Here is a 19,376-nt window from a genome sequence, read left to right as displayed (position 1 = left end):
ACTATGCCGCGCGCAGGGTCAGGCCGAAGCCGTTGGTATTGCGCAGGATCAGCGTGTCCGCGTCGATGGTCGCCGTTGTCTCGCCGTCGAGGGCCTTCAGCACCGCCTGCTCGACCTCCATGATCTCCGGCGCGCACGCCATCTTCGTGGTGCCGATCTGGAACGTGACGTCCGGACCGTTGGCGGTGGGCGATGCGGTGGCGTGACCGGTCATGCGATTGCATCCGGAGCTTCCGGCGACCCCACCGTCCGCCGCGATGGCGAGCGTCGGCTTCACATCGTCCAGCGTCTGGGAACGGATCTGCGCATCGGGCGTCATCAGGGCGGAGACGATCCATGTCGTGCCGATGAGCGGCCTATCGGGTTGGGCGACCTTCTTGTCCAGCAACGTGACCGTTGTTTCCTTCCCGGTCAGCGTCAGTGTCGAATCGTCGATTCGCCACTTCGGCAGCGACGTCAACACCTTGTCCTGCCAGCTATCGGCCTGGCTCCGTTCATCCGGACAGGCCATCAGCGTGCTCGAGAGGGTGCCGACATGCAGGGTCCCATCGGTCAGATCCACCGAGCCATCGGCGGTATTGCAGCCGGAGTTCGCCGAGATCCTGCCATCGGTAAAGGCGAGCGTCATCGGTCCGCCGCCCGGAATCGGCAGCCCCTCGACCCCGGTCGAGACAAATGTGCGCCCCATCGGCGACCCCGCCGGTCGGTTCTGCTTCTCATCGCCCGAACATCCGGCCACCAGACCGGCCGCCATAGCCAGAAGAATCCCGACGCGCACCGTGGTAGCCGACATGTAGCCGATGGTACGGGCGTTGCCGCTGGAAACCGCGCAATTCAGCCGGCCGCTGCGGCGCCTCGACCGTCGAGACAGGTAGTGGATTACTCATGTCAGTGTGTCGGGGCGGGGCACAGACTTGATTCCGGAGCACGGATCGATGCTCGGTGATCCGCGTTTCGGAGAGGTAGCTATGAGAAGCGAGGTGCGAGCATTCCTTGTCGCGGCGGCCGCGGCGGGTGTGCTCGGCGCGGTGGCGGTACCGATCGCGGTGTCGGAGCCTACGACAACCACACCTACGCCGACCACATCTTCGACAACCGCAGGACAGGCGGGGCCGTGCACTACGGCTCGCACGGCGGTGGGGGAAACTTGTCCGCTTCCCGATCCCACTTTCGACGTTGCGCCGACCCGTGCGGAACGCGGCACACAGATCGCAGTGAACGGCAGTAACTGGCCGTGTACCATGGTCCGCCTTACCCCGAGCTGGTCCGGTTCGCCGCAGAACGCATCGGTCTCCCAGGGGAGGTTCGCCACCTCGATCGCCGTGTCCAATCAGGCCGCAACCGGCCCGCAGACGATCAGCGCGGCGTGTGGCGAGTCATCTGCAGTCCGGCAGATCACGATCGCCCCTCGCTCCGGCGCGACCACTGCTGCGACCACCAAGCCGATCACGACGACCACCAGCCAAGCAGCTGTCGCGCAAACATCCGACACGTCGACTGCAGGGCGGGCGCCGCAGCGGCGCGACCACTTCGGCGCAGTGTTGGGAATCGGCTCGGTCCTCCTCGCCCTCGGTGTGGCGGCGCTCGTACTACGCCAGTGGCGTAAGGCAGCCGATCGGGCGCGCGCGTACCGCCGTCTCGTCGACCACCAGCCGATCCGGCCTGCCACCGCACCGACCCGAGCCGCGCCGAGGTCGTAGTCACCAGATCCACACCAATGGCGAACGGGCACGTAATTCGACCCATAGCTATGCTCGGGCCACTGACCACTGCTGATGCGACGACACCCTTATCCACTTGGGCGCCGTTACGGTCGCGAATCTATCGGGCGGTGGATCGCGCAGCTGGTCTCGAATCTGGGTACCTGGATGCAAACCGTTGGGGCGCGGTGGATTCTGGTCGATGCGCCCAGTGCCGCGACGTTGGTGGCTTTCGTGCAGACGGCGACGACATTGCCGGCGATGCTGTTATCGATTCCGTCGGGGTGTTGGCGGATCTGTTGGATCGGCGCAGGTTGCTGGTCGGGGCCCAGTCGGCGATGGCGGTGTTGGGGCGCGAACGCGCCGTCGCGGAGTTCATGATCGGCCAGGACGCCGCCACGCACCTGGTTGCGGTAGACACACCGTAGGTCGCGTCGAGCCGGGGTGATTATGCGGGTACCGACCCGCACCCATAGACTGTGCGGCATGCGGATGTTCCTGGATATCCTCCTGATCGTCACCAGCGTGCTGCTGGTGCTGCTGGTGCTGCTGCACCGCGCCAAGGGTGGAGGTCTGTCCAGCTTGTTCGGCGGCGGCGTGCAGTCCAGCCTGTCGGGTTCGACCGTCGTCGAGAAGAACCTCGACCGCATCACCATCTTCACCGGTTTGATCTGGCTCATCGCCATCCTCGGCATCGGCCTGGAGATCAAGTTCGCCTGAATTGCGGGATCGTGCCGGTGCCGGCACGCTCTCGGGCACCGCATCCGGGCGTGGTCTATGTCGACATCGTGGATGCGCCGCGTTCGCATATCTATCTGACTTGGCGGGTCGAGCCGACGCCGTTGCGATCGGTGCAGCGCTTCCTGAGCCTGGTCTGAATCTCAGTCGTTGCGCGGGATGCGGCCGTCGACGTCGGTGAAACCGTATTCTTCGGCGAGATCCGCTATGCGCCACGCCGATCCGGAGCGTTGGCTGCGGTCCGGATCGGCGGCCAGTGCGACGACGGCGCGGCCCGGAAAGCGGGGGGATTCGGCGTTGTCGAGGTCGTAGGTGCCCTCACCGGGCAGCGAGACGACGCGGCGGCCGTCCTTATCGCGTGGAACCATTTGCAGCAGTTCGGTGTCGACGATTCCGGGCCACAGTGAGACCACCGTGACGCCCGACTCGGCGAGATCGTCGGCCATATCCGAGGTGAGCCGGTCCAGCGCGGACTTGGCGACGCCGTACACCGCGTTGTGCATATAGCGTTCGGCGCCGGGGGAGGAGATATTGGCGATCAGGCCCGCCGATTCGATCAGCAGGGGAGCGGCGAAAACGCTTGCGACGTAATGTGATCGGAGGCCGACGTCGAATGTCTCATCCCAGGCCTGCGGCGGCACCTCCCAGAACGGTTTGCCCAGCCAACGCGCGGCAGCGGGGGCGTTGTAGACGTTGTTAACCAGCACATCGAGTCGCCCGTGCTCGTTGCGGATCCGCTCGAACAGTCGCTCGACCGCATCGTCGTCGCGGTGATCGCAGACGACCGGAACCCCGATGCCGCCGTGCAGGTCGATCTCGGCCGCGGTCGCGTGCACGGTCCCCGGCAGCCGTCCTGGTACGGCCGAGCGCCCGGTGACGAAGACGGTGGCACCCGCAGCGCCCAACTCGAGCGCGATGCCCTTGCCGATGCCGCGGCTCGCGCCGGTCACCACTGCGACCCGGCCGCCTAGAAGCTGAGGTATTCCGTTCACGATCCCGGGACATTACCGTGAAACAAGAACACGTTCTAGCAATTGGAGGCCGTAGTGGAATTGATCCATCGGTTCGTTACGAGCAACGGCATTCGCATGCATGTCGCGGAGCAGGGCGAGGGGCATCCGGTGATCTTCTGCCATGGCTTTCCGCATACCTGGTTCATGTGGCATCGCCAGCTCGCGGCCGTCGCCGCCGCGGGTTACCGGGCCGTTGCGCCGGATTTGCGCGGATACGGGCGCACGGATGTGCCGACCGATATCGAGGACTACACCAACCGCGCTGTCATCGGCGATCTGCTCGGCCTGCTGGACGAGATGGGTGCCGAGCAGGCGGTCTTCGTCGGTCTGGACTTCGGGGCCGCGCTGGTGTGGGAGCTGGCGTTGCGCGCGCCGGAGCGGGTCAGCGGTGTCATCGTGGTCAATAATCCGTTCGCCCCGCGGCCGCCGCGCGCGCCATCGCGGCTATGGGCCAAGGCCGCTCGGCGTCACTTCCTGCATCTGGACTATTTCCAGAAGCCTGGCGTGGCCGATGCCGAACTGGGCGGCCGCACAAGGGAATTCCTGGCTCGCGTCTACTACTCGCTCAGCGCGGACTACCACTACCTCGACACCTGGCGCTTCCCGGCCGAGGGTACCGGCTACCTCGACGTTCTCCCCGAAGCTCCGCTGCCGCCGTGGCGCTGGCTCTCCATCGCCGAATTCGACACCCTGGCACAGGATTTCGAGCGCACCGGCTTCACCGGCGGTCTCAACTGGTACCGCGTGCTCGATCGGAACTGGGAACTCACCGCCGAATTCGCCGACGCCGAGATCTCCGTTCCGACGTATTTCCTCTACGGCGACCGAGATCCGGATATGGAGGGCTTCAGCGGGCGTGACCCGCTCGCAACTCTGCGTGCGAACGTTCCGGAGCTGCGCGCCGTCACCAAGATCGCGGACGCGGGCCATCTCGTGCAGTTGGAACGCACCGACGAGATCAACGCTCTGATCACGAGCCACCTGCGCGACCTGGTTCCGAATCCGGCCCTCACGCAATAGCCGGGTCAGCGGTATTCGTTGGTCAACTCGGGGTAGTCGGCCCAGCTGGGGAGTGGACGTCGGTCCAGGTAGGCGGTGAGCCGATCCAGCAGGTACTGCCAGCGCGGGCCGACCGAGCAGGCGTCGGCGGGGCAGATGTGGCGGCGGATGAGTTCGAGATTGGTGACGACCCCCACCTGTGTCATATGCATTTCGAGGATGCCGCCATCGATATGTATCACCAGATCATGTGGTGCGCGGCAGTCTTCGACACGGATTGCGATGGGGCCGGGGACCGGACCGTCGAACGGTTCGATGGTCAGGTTGCCATTGCCACTGGTGACCTTGCCGAACCAGCGATCCAGTTGCCTGCGTTCGGCGCAGGCGGACCACACGTCCAGTACGGGCATGCGGAACGACCGCAGAAAGTGCAATAGCACCCGGCCTTCCTCGATCGCCCGATCGTGTTCGGGTCGTACCTCGCCGAGCATGGACATCGTGGTCATAGCCGTGCCCTTTCGCTGCTGGTCACCGTGTGTCCACTGTATTTCCCCGGTGGCGCCGCCGAATCGGATTCACCGGAAGTCGGCTACCGCGTGTCGGATCGGTCGGCGCCACCGGGATAGCTCTCAGGCCGCGATGAATCGCGCGCAATCGAATTCGTTGTTCAACACACCCTGTCGGAAGGCATCGAACTCATCCTGATCGAAGAGTAGTTCCACGCCATCGATCGGCTGGGGAATGGCGGCGCGGAAAACGTATCCGCCGTCGCGGCGCGATATCGCCAGATATCGATCCTCGACGCGACCCGCCCGCATCCCGGCCTGGAAAACGTCGAACTGCTCATCGGTGAAGACGAGAATTTCCTGGTCGCGCAACGCCATTCCGGGCGTGTAGCGTTCGTCGGCGAGCTTGTCGTCCCAGACCGCAGTCCACCCGTTCTTGCGTGCGACGCGCACGCAATTCTGGTTGGGCGAGCTGAAGGTCGCCTTGCGGAATTCGGCGACGGTGAAGGTGGGCTGCGTCATTGCATTTCCTTTCAACGGGTAGAGCAGGAGTCGCGCGGGTTGGCAGACCCGTTGCTCGTCCTTCAAGGCTTATAGCCAACGGCGGCGAAATTACACGGCCGCGCCGTATCTGCCCGGTCGACCGGTTGGTCCGGGCGCCAGTCCGGTGCGTAGGCAATACCGGGTTCGACCAGGTCAAGGCCGTCGTAGAGGGCGGTGAACTGGGCACGGGTGCGCAAGGACACCGGATCGGAGGTCTCGTCATACAGTGCGGCGGCTGCGGCCATCTGCTGCTTGATCTCCGGACCGGCGTCGTCCAGGGACACGTGGGTCATCGCGGCATAGCTGCCCGAGGGGAGCCGGTCGCGTAATCGAGCCATCAACTCGTGCGGCTGGTCGGCGTCGGGCACGAACGGCCAGACGCTGACGATCAAGAGGCCAAGCGGCTGCCCGAAGTCGATCAGTCGTCGGGTATCCGGATGGTCCAGAATCAGGTCGGGATAACGCAGGTCGGCCTCGATGACGGCGGTGTTGTCGAGGGCATCGCCGTGCAGCAGGAGATCGTGGGCGCGATTGACCGCTTCCAGGTCGTTGTCGACATAGACCACGCGCGAATCCGGCGCCGATTCCCGTGCGACCTCGTGCGTATTGCCGACGGTGGGGAGTCCGGAACCGATGTCGAGGAATTGCCGGATGCCCTGCTCCACCATGAATCGTGTTGCACGGCGCAGGAATCCGCGGTTGTGATGTGCCCACACATCGAGGAACGGAAGTATTTCGAACAGTCGCTGACCGAAGATCTTGTCGACCTCGAACACGGCTTCCCCGGACAGGTAATAGTGGTACATGCGGGCGGCGGATGGTCGGCTCGCATCAATCTCTCGGGGCTCGAAGTCGGCGGACATCCGGGTGCTCCTGATTCGTCAAGTACTGGTGAATGTCTTGCGGCGCAACGATCGTGCGACGTGCTCCATGAATTTCCGGGAGTCCGCGGCGCCGAGAGCGGCGGCACTGAGTCGGGACCATACACTTTCGCGGGCCGCCACCGCGGGTTTGTCATCGATGTAGCGGATATCGCCCTGGCTCTCCACGATCGCCATCTCGAGGTCGCCCGCGGCACCCGGTGACGGCACTCGGACCAGGCTGTACCGGTCCTCCATTCCCGCCCCGCGGGTGGTGACGGTGAATGGGAGTACCTGGATCAGGATGTTCGGCCGTCTGGACAGATTCGACAGTTGTTCGAGTTGTTCGAGCATCACCTCGCGGCCACCATATTCGCGGCGCAGACAGGATTCGGACAGGATCGCGCGGAATTCCGGCGGGTCCGCCTCGGTCAGGACCTGTTGCCGGGCCAGCCGCGCCTGCACCGACTCCTCGACGGTGACGCGGTCGGCCGCGACCGTGGTGATCGGTTCGTGCAGTGCGCGAATGTAGGACTCGCACTGCACGAGTCCCGGCATGATCTCCGCCTCGGCGGTGCGCAACAGACTGGCATGCGCCTCCAGATCGACGAGCAGTCGCAGGTCCTCGACATAGGCGCGGCGATGGCCGGTGGTCCAGAAGCCGCGCTTGTGGTTGTCGCGGCGTAGTTCCTTGAGCGTCTCGACATAGCCCGGATCGGTGAAACCCAGTGTGGTCGCGAGGAGTTCCAGATCGCCGACGCTGATGGCGCCGACTCCGTTGATCAGCTGGTTGATTCGGCTCTGGGTCGACTCGATGATTTTGCCGGCTTCGGTCTGGCTCACACCCGCGGTGCGGACCATATGCTCGATCTCGCGTCCCAGCAACAGCTTTCGCGCGGTCCGTAATCGAGTTCCCATGGCTCCCCAGCGTATCGGTCTGACGCTACTCATCCGATTCACTTCCTGGAGCGTGATAATCACGCTAGCATTACCACACCAAAGATATCACAGCACGCCGAGGCAGTGGGTGTCATCGAGGACCGTCCCCTGCGTCGCGTTTTGAGGGGGTGTCGGATGACGACAGCCACGAACGATCGTCGGATGGTGTGAAATGTCCAGTAGCGCAGAGGCAACCGCGCAGCGCTGTCGGCACTACCAACGCGATCTGGGACTGCCCGCGGTGATCATGCCCGACACCGAGACGCGGATCATCGTGCAGACCGGACCCGTCAGTGCGGTGGTGATGCCCTCGAGGCTGGCAACGGAAGTCATCGCGCAGCAGCAGGGGCCGTTGGGTCCAGTGATAGAGCATCCGACGTCGCGGCGGTGGGCCTTTCTGACCGGACCGTCCGGACCGTGTCCGGAGAGTCTGACCCCCGCGCTGCTGCGCTGGAATATCGGCGTTGCGTCGAACTACATTGTGCTGCCGTCTCCCGCTGACGAGCGGCGCGGATTTCGGCGCTGGATCCACGAGCCGCACAACAGGTTTCGGCCATCGATGCGAGAAGTCCTGGAAGCGGTGCTGCGGTTGCGGCGATAACGGTTCCGGCGGGCGCGCGGTACTCGCCGATACGAGGGGTCGGCGAGTGACGCGCGGTCCGGAACGGTCAGCGGGTGAGGAGTTTCGTGGCTGCGGATTCGATTCGGGATTCGTCGAGCAGGACGGCAGTGGCGGCCTTGCCCAAGGGGATGAAGGAGTCTGCGCTGGTTACGCGGGTTACGGGGCCGTGGAAACCGGCGTCGATCAGGGCGGCGCAGAGGGATTCGGAGACGCCGCCCGTGTGGCGGGTTTCGTCGGCGATGAGGACTCGGCCGGTGGCGCGGGCGTGGTGAAGTAGGTCGTCGAGGGGGAGGGGCGAGAGCCAGCGGAGGTCGAGCACGCGGGTTCGGATGCCGCGCGATGAGAGCCGTTGGGCTACACGCAGACTCATGGGGACACCGTTTGCAAAGGTGACGATGGTGAGGTCGGTGCCGTCGCCGTAGCTGCGGGCGCGGCCGATGGCGATATGGTCGGTATCGGAAGGTGTTGCAAGCCAGGCATTATCGCCGGGTTGGTGCAGGTCGCGGGTGTGGTAGAGGGCGATGGGTTCGAGGTAGAGGCATACGCGGCCGTCGACGCGAGCGGCGGAGACGCAGGTGCGCAGCATGGCGGCGGCATCGTCGGCGCGAGCGGGGGAGGCGATGATCAAGCCCGGGATATCGCGCAGTGCCGCGATGGAATTGTCGTTGTGGAAGTGGCCGCCGAACCCCTTCTGATAGCCATAACCGGCGATGCGGACGACCATCGGATTCCGGTATTGCCCCTGGGAGAAGAACGACAGTGTGGCGGCTTCTCCGCGCAACTGGTCCGCGGCATTGTGCACGTAGGCGAGATACTGGATCTCCGGAATCGGCACGAATCCGGCGAGCCCGGCGCCCAGAGCCGTGCCGAGCACGCTCTGTTCGTCGAGCAATGTATCGAAGACGCGGCGCACCCCGAACTGCTTCTGCAGGCCCTTGGTGACGCCGTACACGCCGCCCTTGCGGCCGACATCCTCGCCGAATACCAGGACGTCATTGCTCCGGTCGAGCAGGGCGGCGAGCGTCTGATTGATCGCCTGTGCCAATGTCACCGAATCACCTTGTGTCGCTGAGTGTCCTCGACGCGAAGCATCGGCCTGCACCAGGTCCGGATGCGGCGGGGCAAGCGGTGCCATCACCGCAGCGGCAGAAGTCAATTTCGGTTCACGACAAACCAATTCGGCCATGGCGGCGACTCGGCGACCGATTTCGTCGTAGCGTGCGATGACTTCGGCCGGGGTGGCGACACCGGAAGTGACCAGGATGCGGCCGGTTGCGGCCACCGGGTCGCGGCGCAGGTCGGCGGCGATATCGGTGGGGCTGCGGTAGGCGGATTCGACATCGGATCCGGCGTGTCCCATGAGTCGCACGGTGCTCAGGTGGAGAAAGGCTGGCTTGCGGTGTTCGCGCACCCAGTCGACCACCTGGGTCGCGGTTGTCGCGACGTCGAGGAGATCGCAGCCGTCCGCGTCGAAATACTGCAGCCCGAGGCGGATGCCGTAGGATTGTTCGATCCAGCCGGGCGGGGTCGGGACGCTGATGCCGATGCCATTGTCCTCGCATACGAACAGCAGCGGCAGCGGAACACCTTGGCGCGCAGTGTGAATCGCGGCATTGATGGCACCGGCGGCGGTGGAGTGATTGGCCGACGCATCGCCGAAACTGCAGACCACCACCGAATCCGACGGCCATTCACAGGTGACGCCGAGCCGAGCCGCACGCTCGATCGCGAAGGCGAGTCCGACAGCGCGCGGCAGATGTGATGCGATGGTGGAGGTCTGCGGGATAACCGCGGCCGGTTTGCTGCCGAAAACCTTGTGACGGCCGCCGGATATCGGTTCGGTGGCCGCCGCGACCACGCCGAGGAGCACATCGCGGATCGGGTCGAGACCGGGCACCTGCCTGGCCCGGTGCACGAAGAATGCCCCGGAGCGATAGTGCAGTAGTGCCGGATCGGTGGGGCGCAGAGCCGCCGCAACCGCCGCATTGCCCTCGTGCCCGGACGACCCGATGCTGTAATAGCCGCGCTTGGCGCTGCCCAACCGGCGCGCCGCCAGATCGAGATGCCTACTGGTCGCCTGTGATTCGAACAGGTCCAGGCACTGGGCTCCGGTGAGCCCTACCTCCTCGAGCGGCTGTTCGACAGGACGGCTGGGCCGCGGCTCCAAGGCCGATAGCTCGGCACGGAACCGCTCCTCGAGGTCGACTCGCTGTTCGGTCACGCTGTGATCATCTCCGACAGACGCTGCTCCGCGGACCTGATTTCGGCGCTATTTCCGAAAGTATTCTGATCACCTCGGTAGTTGCAAGAAAATTCTCCGAATACCACGGTGAGTTGACCCGCCGCCCGACCGAGCGGCAGTTGCTGAGTCAGCTCGCGGCATCCGCCAATGCCGCGGCTGCATCCCGATCCAACAGCCACGTAGTGGATTCCGACCCGACGGCACCCGCCGAGGGAATCTCTACCGGATCCGCACCGGCAACCGCGGCGGCGACGGCTTCGGCCTTGGCGGCACCACCGACAACCAGCACAACATGGCGACTGTGCCGCACCGCGGGCAGCGTCAGCGTGACCCGCACCGGCGGCGGCTTCGGCGAATCCGGTACCGCGACAACGAGTTCGTGCTGTTCGCGCACCGCATCGGTATGCGGGAACAGCGAATTCACATGCCCCTCGCCACCCATACCGAGCAGATGCAGATCGAAAGCCCCGTGCTCGGCCAGGTGCGCGTGCACTGCCGCCGCATATTCGGCGGCGGCTTCGACCGGATCCGGATACTCACCATCGGAGGTGGCAACCGGATGCACTCGCGAGGGATCAACTGGCACATGATCCAGCAGCGCCTGTCGTGCCTGCAGATCATTGCGCTCCGAATCGCCCGCGGGCACGAATCGTTCGTCACCCCAGAACACATCGAGCCGCGACCAGTCGATATCGCCGGGTGCCTTACGGACCAGTTCCAACAGTCCGATCCCGGTGCCACCGCCGGTCAACACCACCGATGCGGAGCCACGTTCGGCCTGCGCCGCCACCACGACCGCGACGAATCGCGCGGCTGCGGCGGCGATCAAGGCATCGGTGTCGTCGTGTACTTCGACGGCGCTCGCGGGAACGTTCGCGCGCTCACTCATATGTCACCTTTTCGATTCCGGCGAGTGCCTCGGCATAGATCTCGTCGGCATCCAGCCGTCGCAGTTCCTCGGCGAGGCAGTCGCGAGTTTCTCGGCGCGCCAAGGCGATTCGCTGATCCGGATCACCGGTGCGGGTGAGTGTCGCGGTGCGCCCGGTCTGCGGCCGCTCGATCGCGATCGACACCGTCGGGCGATGCACCTCCACCCGCAACGCACCCGAGCGGCGACGCACCGGACAGTTGAGCCGGGCGGCCAACCAGCCCGCGAGCATATCCAGCGCGGGTTCTTCGCGCAGTCCGGAGATGATCACCGAATCCACCGGCTCGAATGGCGGTTCGTCCATGGCGGCCGCCAACAGCGCCCGCCAGTAGGTGATGCGACTCCACGCCAGATCGGTATCGCCGGAGGCGTACGAGCCGAGCCGCTTCTTGATCGTCGCCTGAGGATCGGCGGCGAAGGTGGCGTCGGTGATGCGGCGAGTCGCCAAGCGCCCCACCGAATCCTTGGACGGGAACTCCGGGGCACCACGCGGCCACCACGCCACGACCGGAGTGTCCGGCAGCAGGAACGGGATGACGACGCTGCTCTCGTGGTTGATCAGATCCCCCTGCAGCCGCAGCACTATCACTTCGGCTGCTCCGGCATCACCGCCGACGCGGATCTGGGCATCCAACCGGGGCTCGGCCTCGCGATCGCCGCGCGCCAAAACGACCACACGGCAGGGATGTTCGCGGCTGGCGTCATTGGCGGCGTCGATGGCGTCCTCGGCCTCGGAACTGTCCAACGTGCACACGACCAGGGTCAGCACCCGGCCCATGGTGATCACACCATTGCTCTCTCGAAGGCGCACCAGGCGTTTGGTGACTTCGGCAGTGGTGGTCTGCGGCATATCGACGATCATGGCCGCCGCCATTCGCGCCCGGTGCGGGCCAACATCTCATCGGCCGAGGCCGGACCCCAGGTCCCCGCCTCGTACTGTTCGGGTTTACCGTCGGCGGTCCAGTGCTCGAGCACCGGATCCAGGATGCGCCAGGACAATTCGACCTCCGCGTTCACCGGGAACAGGGACGGCACCCCGAGCAGCACATCGAGGATCAGGCGTTCATAGGCCTCGGGGGAGGATTCGGTGAACGCCTCGCCATAGCTGAAATCCATATTGACGTCGCGCACTTCCATGCTCGACCCCGGCACCTTCGAACCGAATCGGGTGGTGATGCCCTCATCGGGCTGTACCCGGATGACCACTGCGTTCTGCCCGAGATCCTCGGTCATGGTCTGGTCGAACGGCAGATGCGGGGCCCGCTTGAACACCACCGCGATCTCGGTCACCCTGCGGCCCAGGCGTTTTCCGGTGCGCAGGTAGAACGGCACACCCGCCCAGCGCCGGGTGTCGATCTCGAGGGTGATCGCCGCGTAGGTCTCGGTGCGCGATTGCGGGTCGAAACCCTCCTCGTCGAGCAGTCCGACCACATGCTCGCCGCCCTGCCAGCCCTCCGCGTACTGTCCGCGCGCGGTGGTTTCATCGAGGGGCTCGACGAGTTTGGTCGCCGAGAGCACCTTGATCTTCTCCGCCTGCAGTTGCTTGGGCTCGAAGCTGATCGGCTCCTCCATGGCGGTCAGCGCGAGCAACTGCAGCAGGTGATTCTGGATGACATCGCGGGCCGCGCCGATACCGTCGTAATAGCCTGCGCGCCCGCCCAATCCGATGTCCTCGGCCATGGTGATCTGCACATGGTCGACGTAATTCGCATTCCAGATCGGTTCGTAGAGCTGGTTGGCGAAGCGCAGCGCCAGGATGTTCTGCACCGTCTCCTTGCCGAGATAATGATCGATGCGGAATACCGTCTCCTCCGGGAACACCCGGTTGACCAGTGCGTTGAGTTCGACCGCGCTGTCCAGATCGTGGCCGAACGGCTTCTCGATCACCACCCGGCGCCAGGGTTTGCGGCCCTCGCCCTCGGTTTTCGTCGGCTGGGCCAGTTTGTGCTCGGAGAGCTGATCGAGCACGACCGGGAACATATTCGGCGGAATCGACAGGTAGAAGGCGTGGTTGCCGCCGGTGCCGCGGTCCTTGTCCAGTTTCGCCAATACGTCGGCGAGTTTGGCGAAGGCGGAATCATCGTCGAAAGAGCCCTGCACGAAGCGGATGCCCTCGGCCAGGTGGTCCCAGACCTCCTGCCGAAAGGGGGTGCGGGCGTGCGCTTTTACCGCCTCGAGCACGACATTCGCGAAGTCCTCGTCCGCGTAGTCCCGGCGGGCGAAGCCGACGAGCGCGAAGCCTGGGGGCAGCAGCCCCCGGTTCGACAGATCGTAGATGGCCGGCATCAGTTTCTTCCGGGACAGATCGCCGGTGACGCCGAAGATCACCATGCTGCACGGCCCCGCGATGCGGGGGACCCGTTTGTCCCGCTCGTCGCGGAGCGGGTTCTTCCAGGTATTCGTCTGGGTGCCGGCCATCGGGTCAGTTGGCCCCGGACCCGGCAGGATCGGCAGGCCCGGAGGCGGCAGCTTGCGTGGCCACGGAGGCACCCGATCCGGCCGAATCGACCGCAGCCAGTTCACCTGCCGTGGCGGAAAGCAGCTCCTCCCACGACTTCTCGAACTTCTCCACACCCTCGCGCTCGAGCACGTCGAACACGTCGTCGAGGTCGATGCCGGCCGCGGTCAGCTCGTCGAAGACATCCTGCGCGGCCGCGGCGGTACCGCTGATGGCGTCGCCACGGATCGCGCCGTGATCGGCGACGGCCTCGAGGGTCTTCTCCGGCAGCGTGTTCACCGTATTCGGTGCGACGAGTTCGGTGACATACAGCGTGTCCGAGTACTCAGGATTCTTCACACCCGTCGAAGCCCACAGCGGCCGTTGCCGATTCGCACCGGAGGCGGCCAGATGCGCGTAGGTCGAGGTATGCGCTCCACCGTCGAAGACATCCTGGTATTCGGCGTAGGCCAGGCGCGCGTTGGCGACACCAGCCTGTCCGCGCAATGCCAGCGCCTCCGGTGTACCGATCGCCTCGAGTCGCTTATCGATCTCGGTGTCCACGCGGGAGACGAAGAACGAAGCGACCGAATGGATCTTGGCCAGGTCGTGGCTGGTGGCCTTGGCTCCGCGCAGACCGTCGAGGTAGGCGCCCATCACCTGGCGGTAGCGCTTGACCGAGAAGATCAGGGTCACGTTGACGCTGATGCCCTCCGCGATCACCCGGGTAATCGCGGGCAGGCCCGCCTCGGTGGCCGGAATCTTGATGAACAGGTTGGGCCGATCCACCGTCTTCCAGAGGTCGATGGCCTGCGCGACCGTCTGCTCGGCGTCGAAGGCCAGGCGCGGGTCGACCTCGATGGAGACCCGGCCGTCGACACCGTTGCTGGCCTCGTAGACCCCGGCCAGCACGTCGCAGGCCGCACGCACGTCGTCGGTGGTGATGGTCCGGATCGCGGAATCCACATCCGCGCCCTGTGCGGCAAGCTCTTTCACCTGACCGTCGTAGGCGTGGCCCTGGCTCAGGGCGCCCTGGAAGATGGTCGGATTGGTGGTGACGCCGACGACGCTGCGGGTTTCGATGAGCTCGGCCAGGTTCCCGGACTGGATCCGGTCCCGCGACAGATCATCGAGCCACACCGAGACGCCCGCGGCGGAGAGGGCGGCGAGGTTTTCGTTCTGTGCCATGAGCTCTTATCCCTTCACGTTTTCCAGGGTGCGCTGCGCGGCAGCGACTACGGCTTCCGCGGTGATACCGAACTCGCGGAACAGGGTCTTGAAATCGGCCGAGGCACCGAAGTGCTCGATCGAAACGATCTCGCCCGCGTCACCGGTGAACCGATACCACGGCATCGCGATACCGGCCTCGACGGCCACGCGAGCGGCGACCGCCGGGGGCAGCACCTCGTCCCGATATGTCTTGTCCTGCGCGTCGAACCACTCCACACACGGCATCGAGACCACACGGGTGCCGATACCCTGCGCTTCCAGCGTAGTGCGGGCGGCGACTGCGAGTTGGAGCTCGGATCCGGTCGCGATGAGGATTACCTGCGGGGTGCCGGTGGACGCCTCGGCCAGCACATAGCCGCCCTTCTTGACGCCCTCGTAGCTGGTGCCTTCGACGATCGGCAGATCCTGGCGGGTCAGCGCGAGCGCGGACGGCCCGTCCTGGTGGGCCGGTTCGGAGACCGAGAAGTGCGAGGTGTGCTCGCTGCTGTCGCGCTCGAGGATGGTGCGCCAGGCGTAGGTGGTCTCGTTGGCGTCGCCGGGACGGACCACGTTCAGGCCCGGAATCGCGCGCAGCGCGGCCAGGTGTTCGATCGGCTGATGCGTCGGGCCGTCTTCACCGAGGCCGATGGAGTCGTGCGTCCACACGTAGATCGCGGGCACCCGCATCAGCGCCGCCAAGCGCACGGCCGGGCGCATGTAGTCGGAGAAGACCAGGAAGGTGCCGCCGTACGGACGGGTCGGTCCGTGCAGGGCGATGCCGTTCAGTATCGCGCCCATGGCGTGCTCGCGCACACCGAAGTGCAGGGTGCGGCCGTACGGGTTGGCCTTCCACATGCCGGTCGAGATCGACTCCGGACCGAAGCTCGGCGCATCGGGCATGGTGGTGTTGTTGGATTCGGCGAGGTCGGCCGAACCGCCCCACAGCTCCGGCAGCACCGGCGCCAGCGCGGCGAGCACCTTGCCGGACGCCTTGCGGGTGGCCATACCCTTCGGATCCGCCTGGTAGGTAGGCAGATTCGCGGCCCAACCCGCGGGCAGCTCACGCTTGGCGAGCCGATCGAACAGCGCCTTGTTCTGCGGGTTCGCGGCAGCCCACGCGTCGAACTGCTGCTGCCACGCCGCATGCGCCTGCCGGCCGCGCTCGACGACCTTGCGGGTGTACGCGATGACGTCATCGTCGACCTGGAAGTTCTTTTCCGGGTCGAAGCCGAGGATTTTCTTGGTGGCGGCCACTTCGTCCGCGCCCAGTGCGGCACCGTGCGCGGCGCCGGTGTTCATCTTGTTCGGGGCGGGGAAGCCGATGATGGTGCGCAGCACGATGATCGACGGCTTACCGGTCTCCGCCTTGGCCGCGGCCAGCGCCGCCTCGATGGCGACGACGTCCTCGCCGCCCTCGACCACCTGCACATGCCAGCCGTAGGCCGCGTAGCGCTCGGCGACATCCTCGGTGAAGGCGATGGTGGTGTCGTCCTCGATGGAGATCTTGTTGTCGTCGTAGACCACGACCAGGTTGGCCAGCTGCTGGGTACCCGCGAGCGAGGAGGCCTCGGAGGTGACGCCCTCCTCCATATCACCGTCGGAGGCGATGACATAGATGAAGTGGTCGAACGGGCTGGTGCCCGGTGCGGCGTCCGGGTCGAACAGACCGCGCTCGCGCCGTGCCGCCATCGCCATACCGACCGCGGCGGCCAGACCCTGACCCAGCGGGCCGGTGGTGATCTCGACGCCGTCGGTGTGGCGGAATTCGGGGTGGCCCGGGGTGAGCGAGCCCCACTTGCGCAGATGCTCGAGATCGTTCAACTCCAGACCGTATCCGGCCAGGTAGAGCTGGATGTACTGGGTGATGCTGGAGTGGCCGCAGGACAGTACGAAGCGGTCCCGGCCGACCCAGCTCGGATCGCTCGGGTCCAGGCGCATGGTGCGCTGGTAGAGCGTGTAGGCCAGCGGTGCGAGGCTCATCGCGGTGCCGGGGTGCCCGTTCCCGGCGGTCTGCACCGAATCGGCGGCCAGAACCCGAACGGTGTCGACGGCCTTGGTGTCCAGATCCGTCCAGTCGTCCGGGTGGTGCGGCTGAGTGAGGGCGCGGATGTCGTCTGTCACTGACACGACCGAGGTTCTCCTGACATTGTTTCGTCGACGGTGGCGGAGGGGTGCACGCACGGCAGCGGTGGAATGCGAACCGGTTTACCCCAACTACCCTAGATGTGCCCGGTGACCGGCATGTGAGGAACCCGGCTTACTACGGGTGTCGAATCGCTGCGACAGTATGCCGGAGCGAGGGGCTATGGAAAGAAGGCTGTGCGGCTGGGTCTACCATCGTCTGTAGTAGTTGCCGCCTCGCACCAGCTCGAGCAGGGGAGGACGGTGGCGGTTCGATGCCGGATGCGATGCACAGCGTGCGAGGAGAGACAGTGCGGATTGGGCAACAGCCGGGTGGCAATGGCGCACACGGCTCCTCCGCGACGGCGCTGGCCGACCGGTTGACCGGCGATGGCCTGCTGTCCCGACTACTGCGCCGACCCCTCGCCTATATCGCGTTGACCAAGCCGCGCGTCATCGAGCTGCTGCTGGTCGCGACCATTCCGACGATGCTGCTGGCCGATCGCGGCCATGTCGACATCCGGCTGATCCTGGTCACGCTGTTCGGCGGCTGGATGGGCGCCGCCAGCGCCAATACGCTCAACTGCGTCGCCGACGCCGATATCGACAAGGTAATGAAGCGGACGGCGAAGCGGCCGCTGGCCAGGGAGGCCGTGCCGACCTCGCATGCCTTCGTCTTCGGTGTCACGCTCGGCATCGGCTCCTTCGCCTGGCTGTGGTGGCAGGCGAATCTGCTCAGTGGCCTGCTGGTCGTCGCGACGATCCTGTTCTACGTCTTCGTGTACACCCTCGGCCTGAAACGCCGGACCTCGCAGAATGTGGTGTGGGGCGGCGCGGCCGGATGTATGCCCGCGCTGGTCGGCTGGTCGGCGGCCACCGGAAATATCGGCTGGCCCGCGATCGCGCTGTTCGGTGTCATCTTCTTCTGGACGCCGCCGCACACCTGGGCGCTGGCCATGCGCTATAAGGAGGACTACCGCGCGGCAGGTGTGCCGATGCTGCCAGTCGTGGCCACCGAGCAGGCCGTCACCAAGCAGATCGTCATCTACACCTGGCTCACCGTGCTCACCACTCTCGCGCTGGTCCCCGCGACCGGTGTGGTCTACGCGGCCGTCGCGTTGGTGGCCGGAGCGTGGTTCCTGCTCATGGCGCACCAGCTGTACTCCGGTGTGCGGCGCGGTGAATCGGTGAAGCCGCTGCGACTGTTCCTGCAGTCCAACAACTATCTGGCCGTGGTGTTCTGTGGTCTCGCGGTGGATTCGGTGCTCGGGTGGGACACGATCGGCAGCTTCTTCGGCTGAATCAGCCGATATATCCGTCGGGCCGGACTCGTACGATGGTGCCGTCGACCGCGTCATATGCGGTGAAGGCGTGACCGTCGACATCCACGACGTACTGTCCGGTCGCCTTGTCGCCGGGACTGATCCGGCGGATCAGGTGCGAATTAAGCTGCTGGGCAATGGATTCCAGATGCCAACGGCCCGCGCTGGCGCACGGCCGTTGGCATCCGTTACGGCAGCAGGACGATCGACCCGGTGGTCTTGCGGCCCTCGAGATCGCGGTGCGCCTGCTCGGCGTCGGCCAGCGGATAGGTAGCGCCGATCCGCACATGCAGCGTTCCGTCGGCGATCGCGGTGAGGATATCGGTTGCGCGCCAGAGTAATTCGGCCCGGTCGCGAGTGTAGTGCGCCAGCGTGGGGCGGGTGACGAACAGCGACCCTGCCGGATTGAGACGCTGCAGGTCGAAAGGCGGTACCGGGCCGCTGGCCGCACCGAAAAGTGCCAGCATGCCGCGCACCCGCAAAGACGCGAGGCCGGCCTCGAAGGTGGCCGCGCCGACCCCGTCGTATACGGCCGCGACGCCGACGCCCTCGGTGCGTGCACGAACCTGATCTGCGAGATCATCGCTGTAGCGCAGCACCTCGCTCGCGCCCGCCTCGCGGGACAGTTTTTCCTTCGCGTCCGAGGAGACGGTGGTGATCACCCGCACGCCGCGCGCGGCGGCGAGCTGGGTGAGCATAAGGCCGACGCCGCCCGCGCCCGCATGCACCAGCACGGTCTCGCCGGGTTCGGGCTCGTAGATCGATTCGATCAGGTAGTGCGCGGTCATACCCTGCAGCAGCGCCGAGGCGGCAACCGGTGCGTCGACACCGTCGGGCACCTTGACCGCGACCGCCGCAGGTACCGCGACCCGTTGGGCATAGCTGCCGGGTGCGGCTGCCCAGGCGACCCGGTCGCCGACTGCGAATTCGGTCACATTCGTGCCGATCTCGGCCACCACGCCGGTGCCCTCGGCGCCCGGAACATAGGGCACCGCCTGCGGGTAGCGGCCGGTGCGGATATAGGTATCGATGAAATTGATGCCGATCGCCTCGGTGTCAACGAGCAGTTGATCCGGACCGATCTGCGGATCCGGCACCTCGACGTAGTTCAGGACTTCGGGACCGCCGTGCTCGGAAACCTGAATAGCGCGCATGAGATCCGTTCTACACCCACGGGTGCTGGACCCGAACGTACCG

General features: G+C 65.7%; 19 protein-coding genes and 1 pseudogene. 7 read left to right on the top strand and 13 right to left on the bottom strand.

All coding sequences use genetic code 11. The features are described 5' to 3' along the window. Position 1: 1 nt before the first annotated feature. The gene (locus ACQPXH_RS18365) at positions 2–793 is read right to left on the bottom strand and encodes an META domain-containing protein (protein WP_433597760.1); all 792 of its coding nucleotides are present in this window, start codon (positions 791–793) and stop codon (positions 2–4) included. A 187-nt stretch (positions 794–980) separates the two neighbouring features. Here ACQPXH_RS18365 and ACQPXH_RS18360 point away from each other — a divergent pair, with 187 nt between their 5' ends. From ACQPXH_RS18360 to ACQPXH_RS18345, 4 genes and pseudogenes are all read left to right on the top strand, one after another. Then, entirely contained in the window at positions 981–1,700 is a 720-nt protein-coding gene (locus ACQPXH_RS18360) for a hypothetical protein (protein WP_433597758.1), read from the top strand. 50 nt (positions 1,701–1,750) lie between these two features. Continuing rightward, positions 1,751–2,044: pseudogene (locus ACQPXH_RS18355) on the top strand (MFS transporter); the annotation flags it as partial. A 142-nt stretch (positions 2,045–2,186) separates the two neighbouring features. Further along, entirely contained in the window at positions 2,187–2,420 is a 234-nt protein-coding gene (secG, locus tag ACQPXH_RS18350; RefSeq protein WP_063043223.1) for a preprotein translocase subunit SecG, read from the top strand. 17 nt (positions 2,421–2,437) lie between these two features. Beyond that, positions 2,438–2,578, top strand: a complete 141-nt coding sequence (locus ACQPXH_RS18345; RefSeq protein ID WP_433597756.1) for a hypothetical protein — start codon at positions 2,438–2,440, stop codon at positions 2,576–2,578. A 3-nt stretch (positions 2,579–2,581) separates the two neighbouring features. On the opposite strand, the gene ACQPXH_RS18340 is transcribed toward ACQPXH_RS18345, so the two are convergent. Continuing rightward, a complete protein-coding gene (locus ACQPXH_RS18340) occupies positions 2,582–3,430 on the bottom strand; it encodes an SDR family NAD(P)-dependent oxidoreductase (protein WP_433597755.1) in 849 nt (282 codons plus the stop codon). A 54-nt stretch (positions 3,431–3,484) separates the two neighbouring features. Between ACQPXH_RS18340 and ACQPXH_RS18335 the strand changes: the two genes are divergently transcribed. Beyond that, the gene (locus ACQPXH_RS18335) at positions 3,485–4,471 is read left to right on the top strand and encodes an alpha/beta fold hydrolase (protein WP_433597754.1); all 987 of its coding nucleotides are present in this window, start codon (positions 3,485–3,487) and stop codon (positions 4,469–4,471) included. A gap of 5 nt (positions 4,472–4,476) precedes the next feature. On the opposite strand, the gene ACQPXH_RS18330 is transcribed toward ACQPXH_RS18335, so the two are convergent. From ACQPXH_RS18330 to ACQPXH_RS18315, 4 genes are all read right to left on the bottom strand, one after another. Further along, the gene (locus tag ACQPXH_RS18330; protein ID WP_433597752.1) at positions 4,477–4,956 is read right to left on the bottom strand and encodes a hypothetical protein; all 480 of its coding nucleotides are present in this window, start codon (positions 4,954–4,956) and stop codon (positions 4,477–4,479) included. Positions 4,957–5,079: 123 nt separating this feature from the next. Then, the gene (locus ACQPXH_RS18325; RefSeq protein WP_433597751.1) at positions 5,080–5,478 is read right to left on the bottom strand and encodes a DUF397 domain-containing protein; all 399 of its coding nucleotides are present in this window, start codon (positions 5,476–5,478) and stop codon (positions 5,080–5,082) included. 62 nt (positions 5,479–5,540) lie between these two features. Then, positions 5,541–6,362, bottom strand: coding sequence for an SAM-dependent methyltransferase (locus tag ACQPXH_RS18320; protein ID WP_433597749.1), 822 nt, complete (start codon positions 6,360–6,362; stop codon positions 5,541–5,543). A gap of 18 nt (positions 6,363–6,380) precedes the next feature. Next, positions 6,381–7,277 (bottom strand): Scr1 family TA system antitoxin-like transcriptional regulator, encoded by an 897-nt coding sequence (locus ACQPXH_RS18315; protein ID WP_433597748.1) that lies wholly within the window; start codon positions 7,275–7,277, stop codon positions 6,381–6,383. A gap of 193 nt (positions 7,278–7,470) precedes the next feature. Between ACQPXH_RS18315 and ACQPXH_RS18310 the strand changes: the two genes are divergently transcribed. Further along, the gene (locus ACQPXH_RS18310; RefSeq protein WP_433597746.1) at positions 7,471–7,899 is read left to right on the top strand and encodes a hypothetical protein; all 429 of its coding nucleotides are present in this window, start codon (positions 7,471–7,473) and stop codon (positions 7,897–7,899) included. 67 nt (positions 7,900–7,966) lie between these two features. Here the strand turns inward: ACQPXH_RS18310 and ACQPXH_RS18305 are convergent, their stop codons facing one another. The 6 genes from ACQPXH_RS18305 to tkt form a co-directional block, all read right to left on the bottom strand. Then, positions 7,967–10,141 carry a thiamine pyrophosphate-dependent enzyme gene (locus ACQPXH_RS18305; protein ID WP_433597745.1) on the bottom strand — a complete coding sequence of 725 codons (2,175 nt, stop codon included), beginning with the start codon at positions 10,139–10,141 and terminating at the stop codon, positions 7,967–7,969. A 148-nt stretch (positions 10,142–10,289) separates the two neighbouring features. Further along, positions 10,290–11,051 carry a 6-phosphogluconolactonase gene (gene pgl, locus ACQPXH_RS18300; protein ID WP_433597743.1) on the bottom strand — a complete coding sequence of 254 codons (762 nt, stop codon included), beginning with the start codon at positions 11,049–11,051 and terminating at the stop codon, positions 10,290–10,292. Beyond that, positions 11,044–11,952: a glucose-6-phosphate dehydrogenase assembly protein OpcA gene (opcA, locus tag ACQPXH_RS18295; protein WP_433603497.1), complete on the bottom strand. Its 909-nt coding sequence runs from the start codon at positions 11,950–11,952 to the stop codon at positions 11,044–11,046. Before opcA ends, pgl begins: the two co-directional genes overlap by 8 nt. After that, positions 11,949–13,508, bottom strand: a complete 1,560-nt coding sequence (gene zwf / locus ACQPXH_RS18290) for a glucose-6-phosphate dehydrogenase (protein WP_433597741.1) — start codon at positions 13,506–13,508, stop codon at positions 11,949–11,951. Before zwf ends, opcA begins: the two co-directional genes overlap by 4 nt. 4 nt (positions 13,509–13,512) lie before the next feature. After that, on the bottom strand, positions 13,513–14,715 hold the full coding sequence (tal, locus tag ACQPXH_RS18285; protein ID WP_433597740.1) for a transaldolase: 1,203 nt from the start codon (positions 14,713–14,715) through the stop codon (positions 13,513–13,515). Positions 14,716–14,721: 6 nt separating this feature from the next. Then, positions 14,722–16,863 (bottom strand): transketolase, encoded by a 2,142-nt coding sequence (tkt, locus tag ACQPXH_RS18280; protein ID WP_433597739.1) that lies wholly within the window; start codon positions 16,861–16,863, stop codon positions 14,722–14,724. Positions 16,864–17,168: 305 nt separating this feature from the next. On the opposite strand from tkt, the gene ACQPXH_RS18275 reads away from it, so the two are divergent. After that, positions 17,169–18,158 (top strand): heme o synthase, encoded by a 990-nt coding sequence (locus ACQPXH_RS18275; protein WP_327099879.1) that lies wholly within the window; start codon positions 17,169–17,171, stop codon positions 18,156–18,158. Positions 18,159–18,367: 209 nt separating this feature from the next. Here ACQPXH_RS18275 and ACQPXH_RS18270 read toward each other — a convergent pair whose 3' ends face one another. Beyond that, on the bottom strand, positions 18,368–19,333 hold the full coding sequence (locus ACQPXH_RS18270) for a quinone oxidoreductase family protein (protein WP_433597738.1): 966 nt from the start codon (positions 19,331–19,333) through the stop codon (positions 18,368–18,370). Positions 19,334–19,376 lie beyond the last annotated feature (43 nt).

It is taken from the genome of Nocardia sp. CA-135953, assembly GCF_050955735.1.
Lineage (GTDB): Bacteria > Actinomycetota > Actinomycetes > Mycobacteriales > Mycobacteriaceae > Nocardia.
Note: the sequence above shows the minus strand (reverse complement) of the source record. Positions and strands in the feature narration are given on the sequence as shown.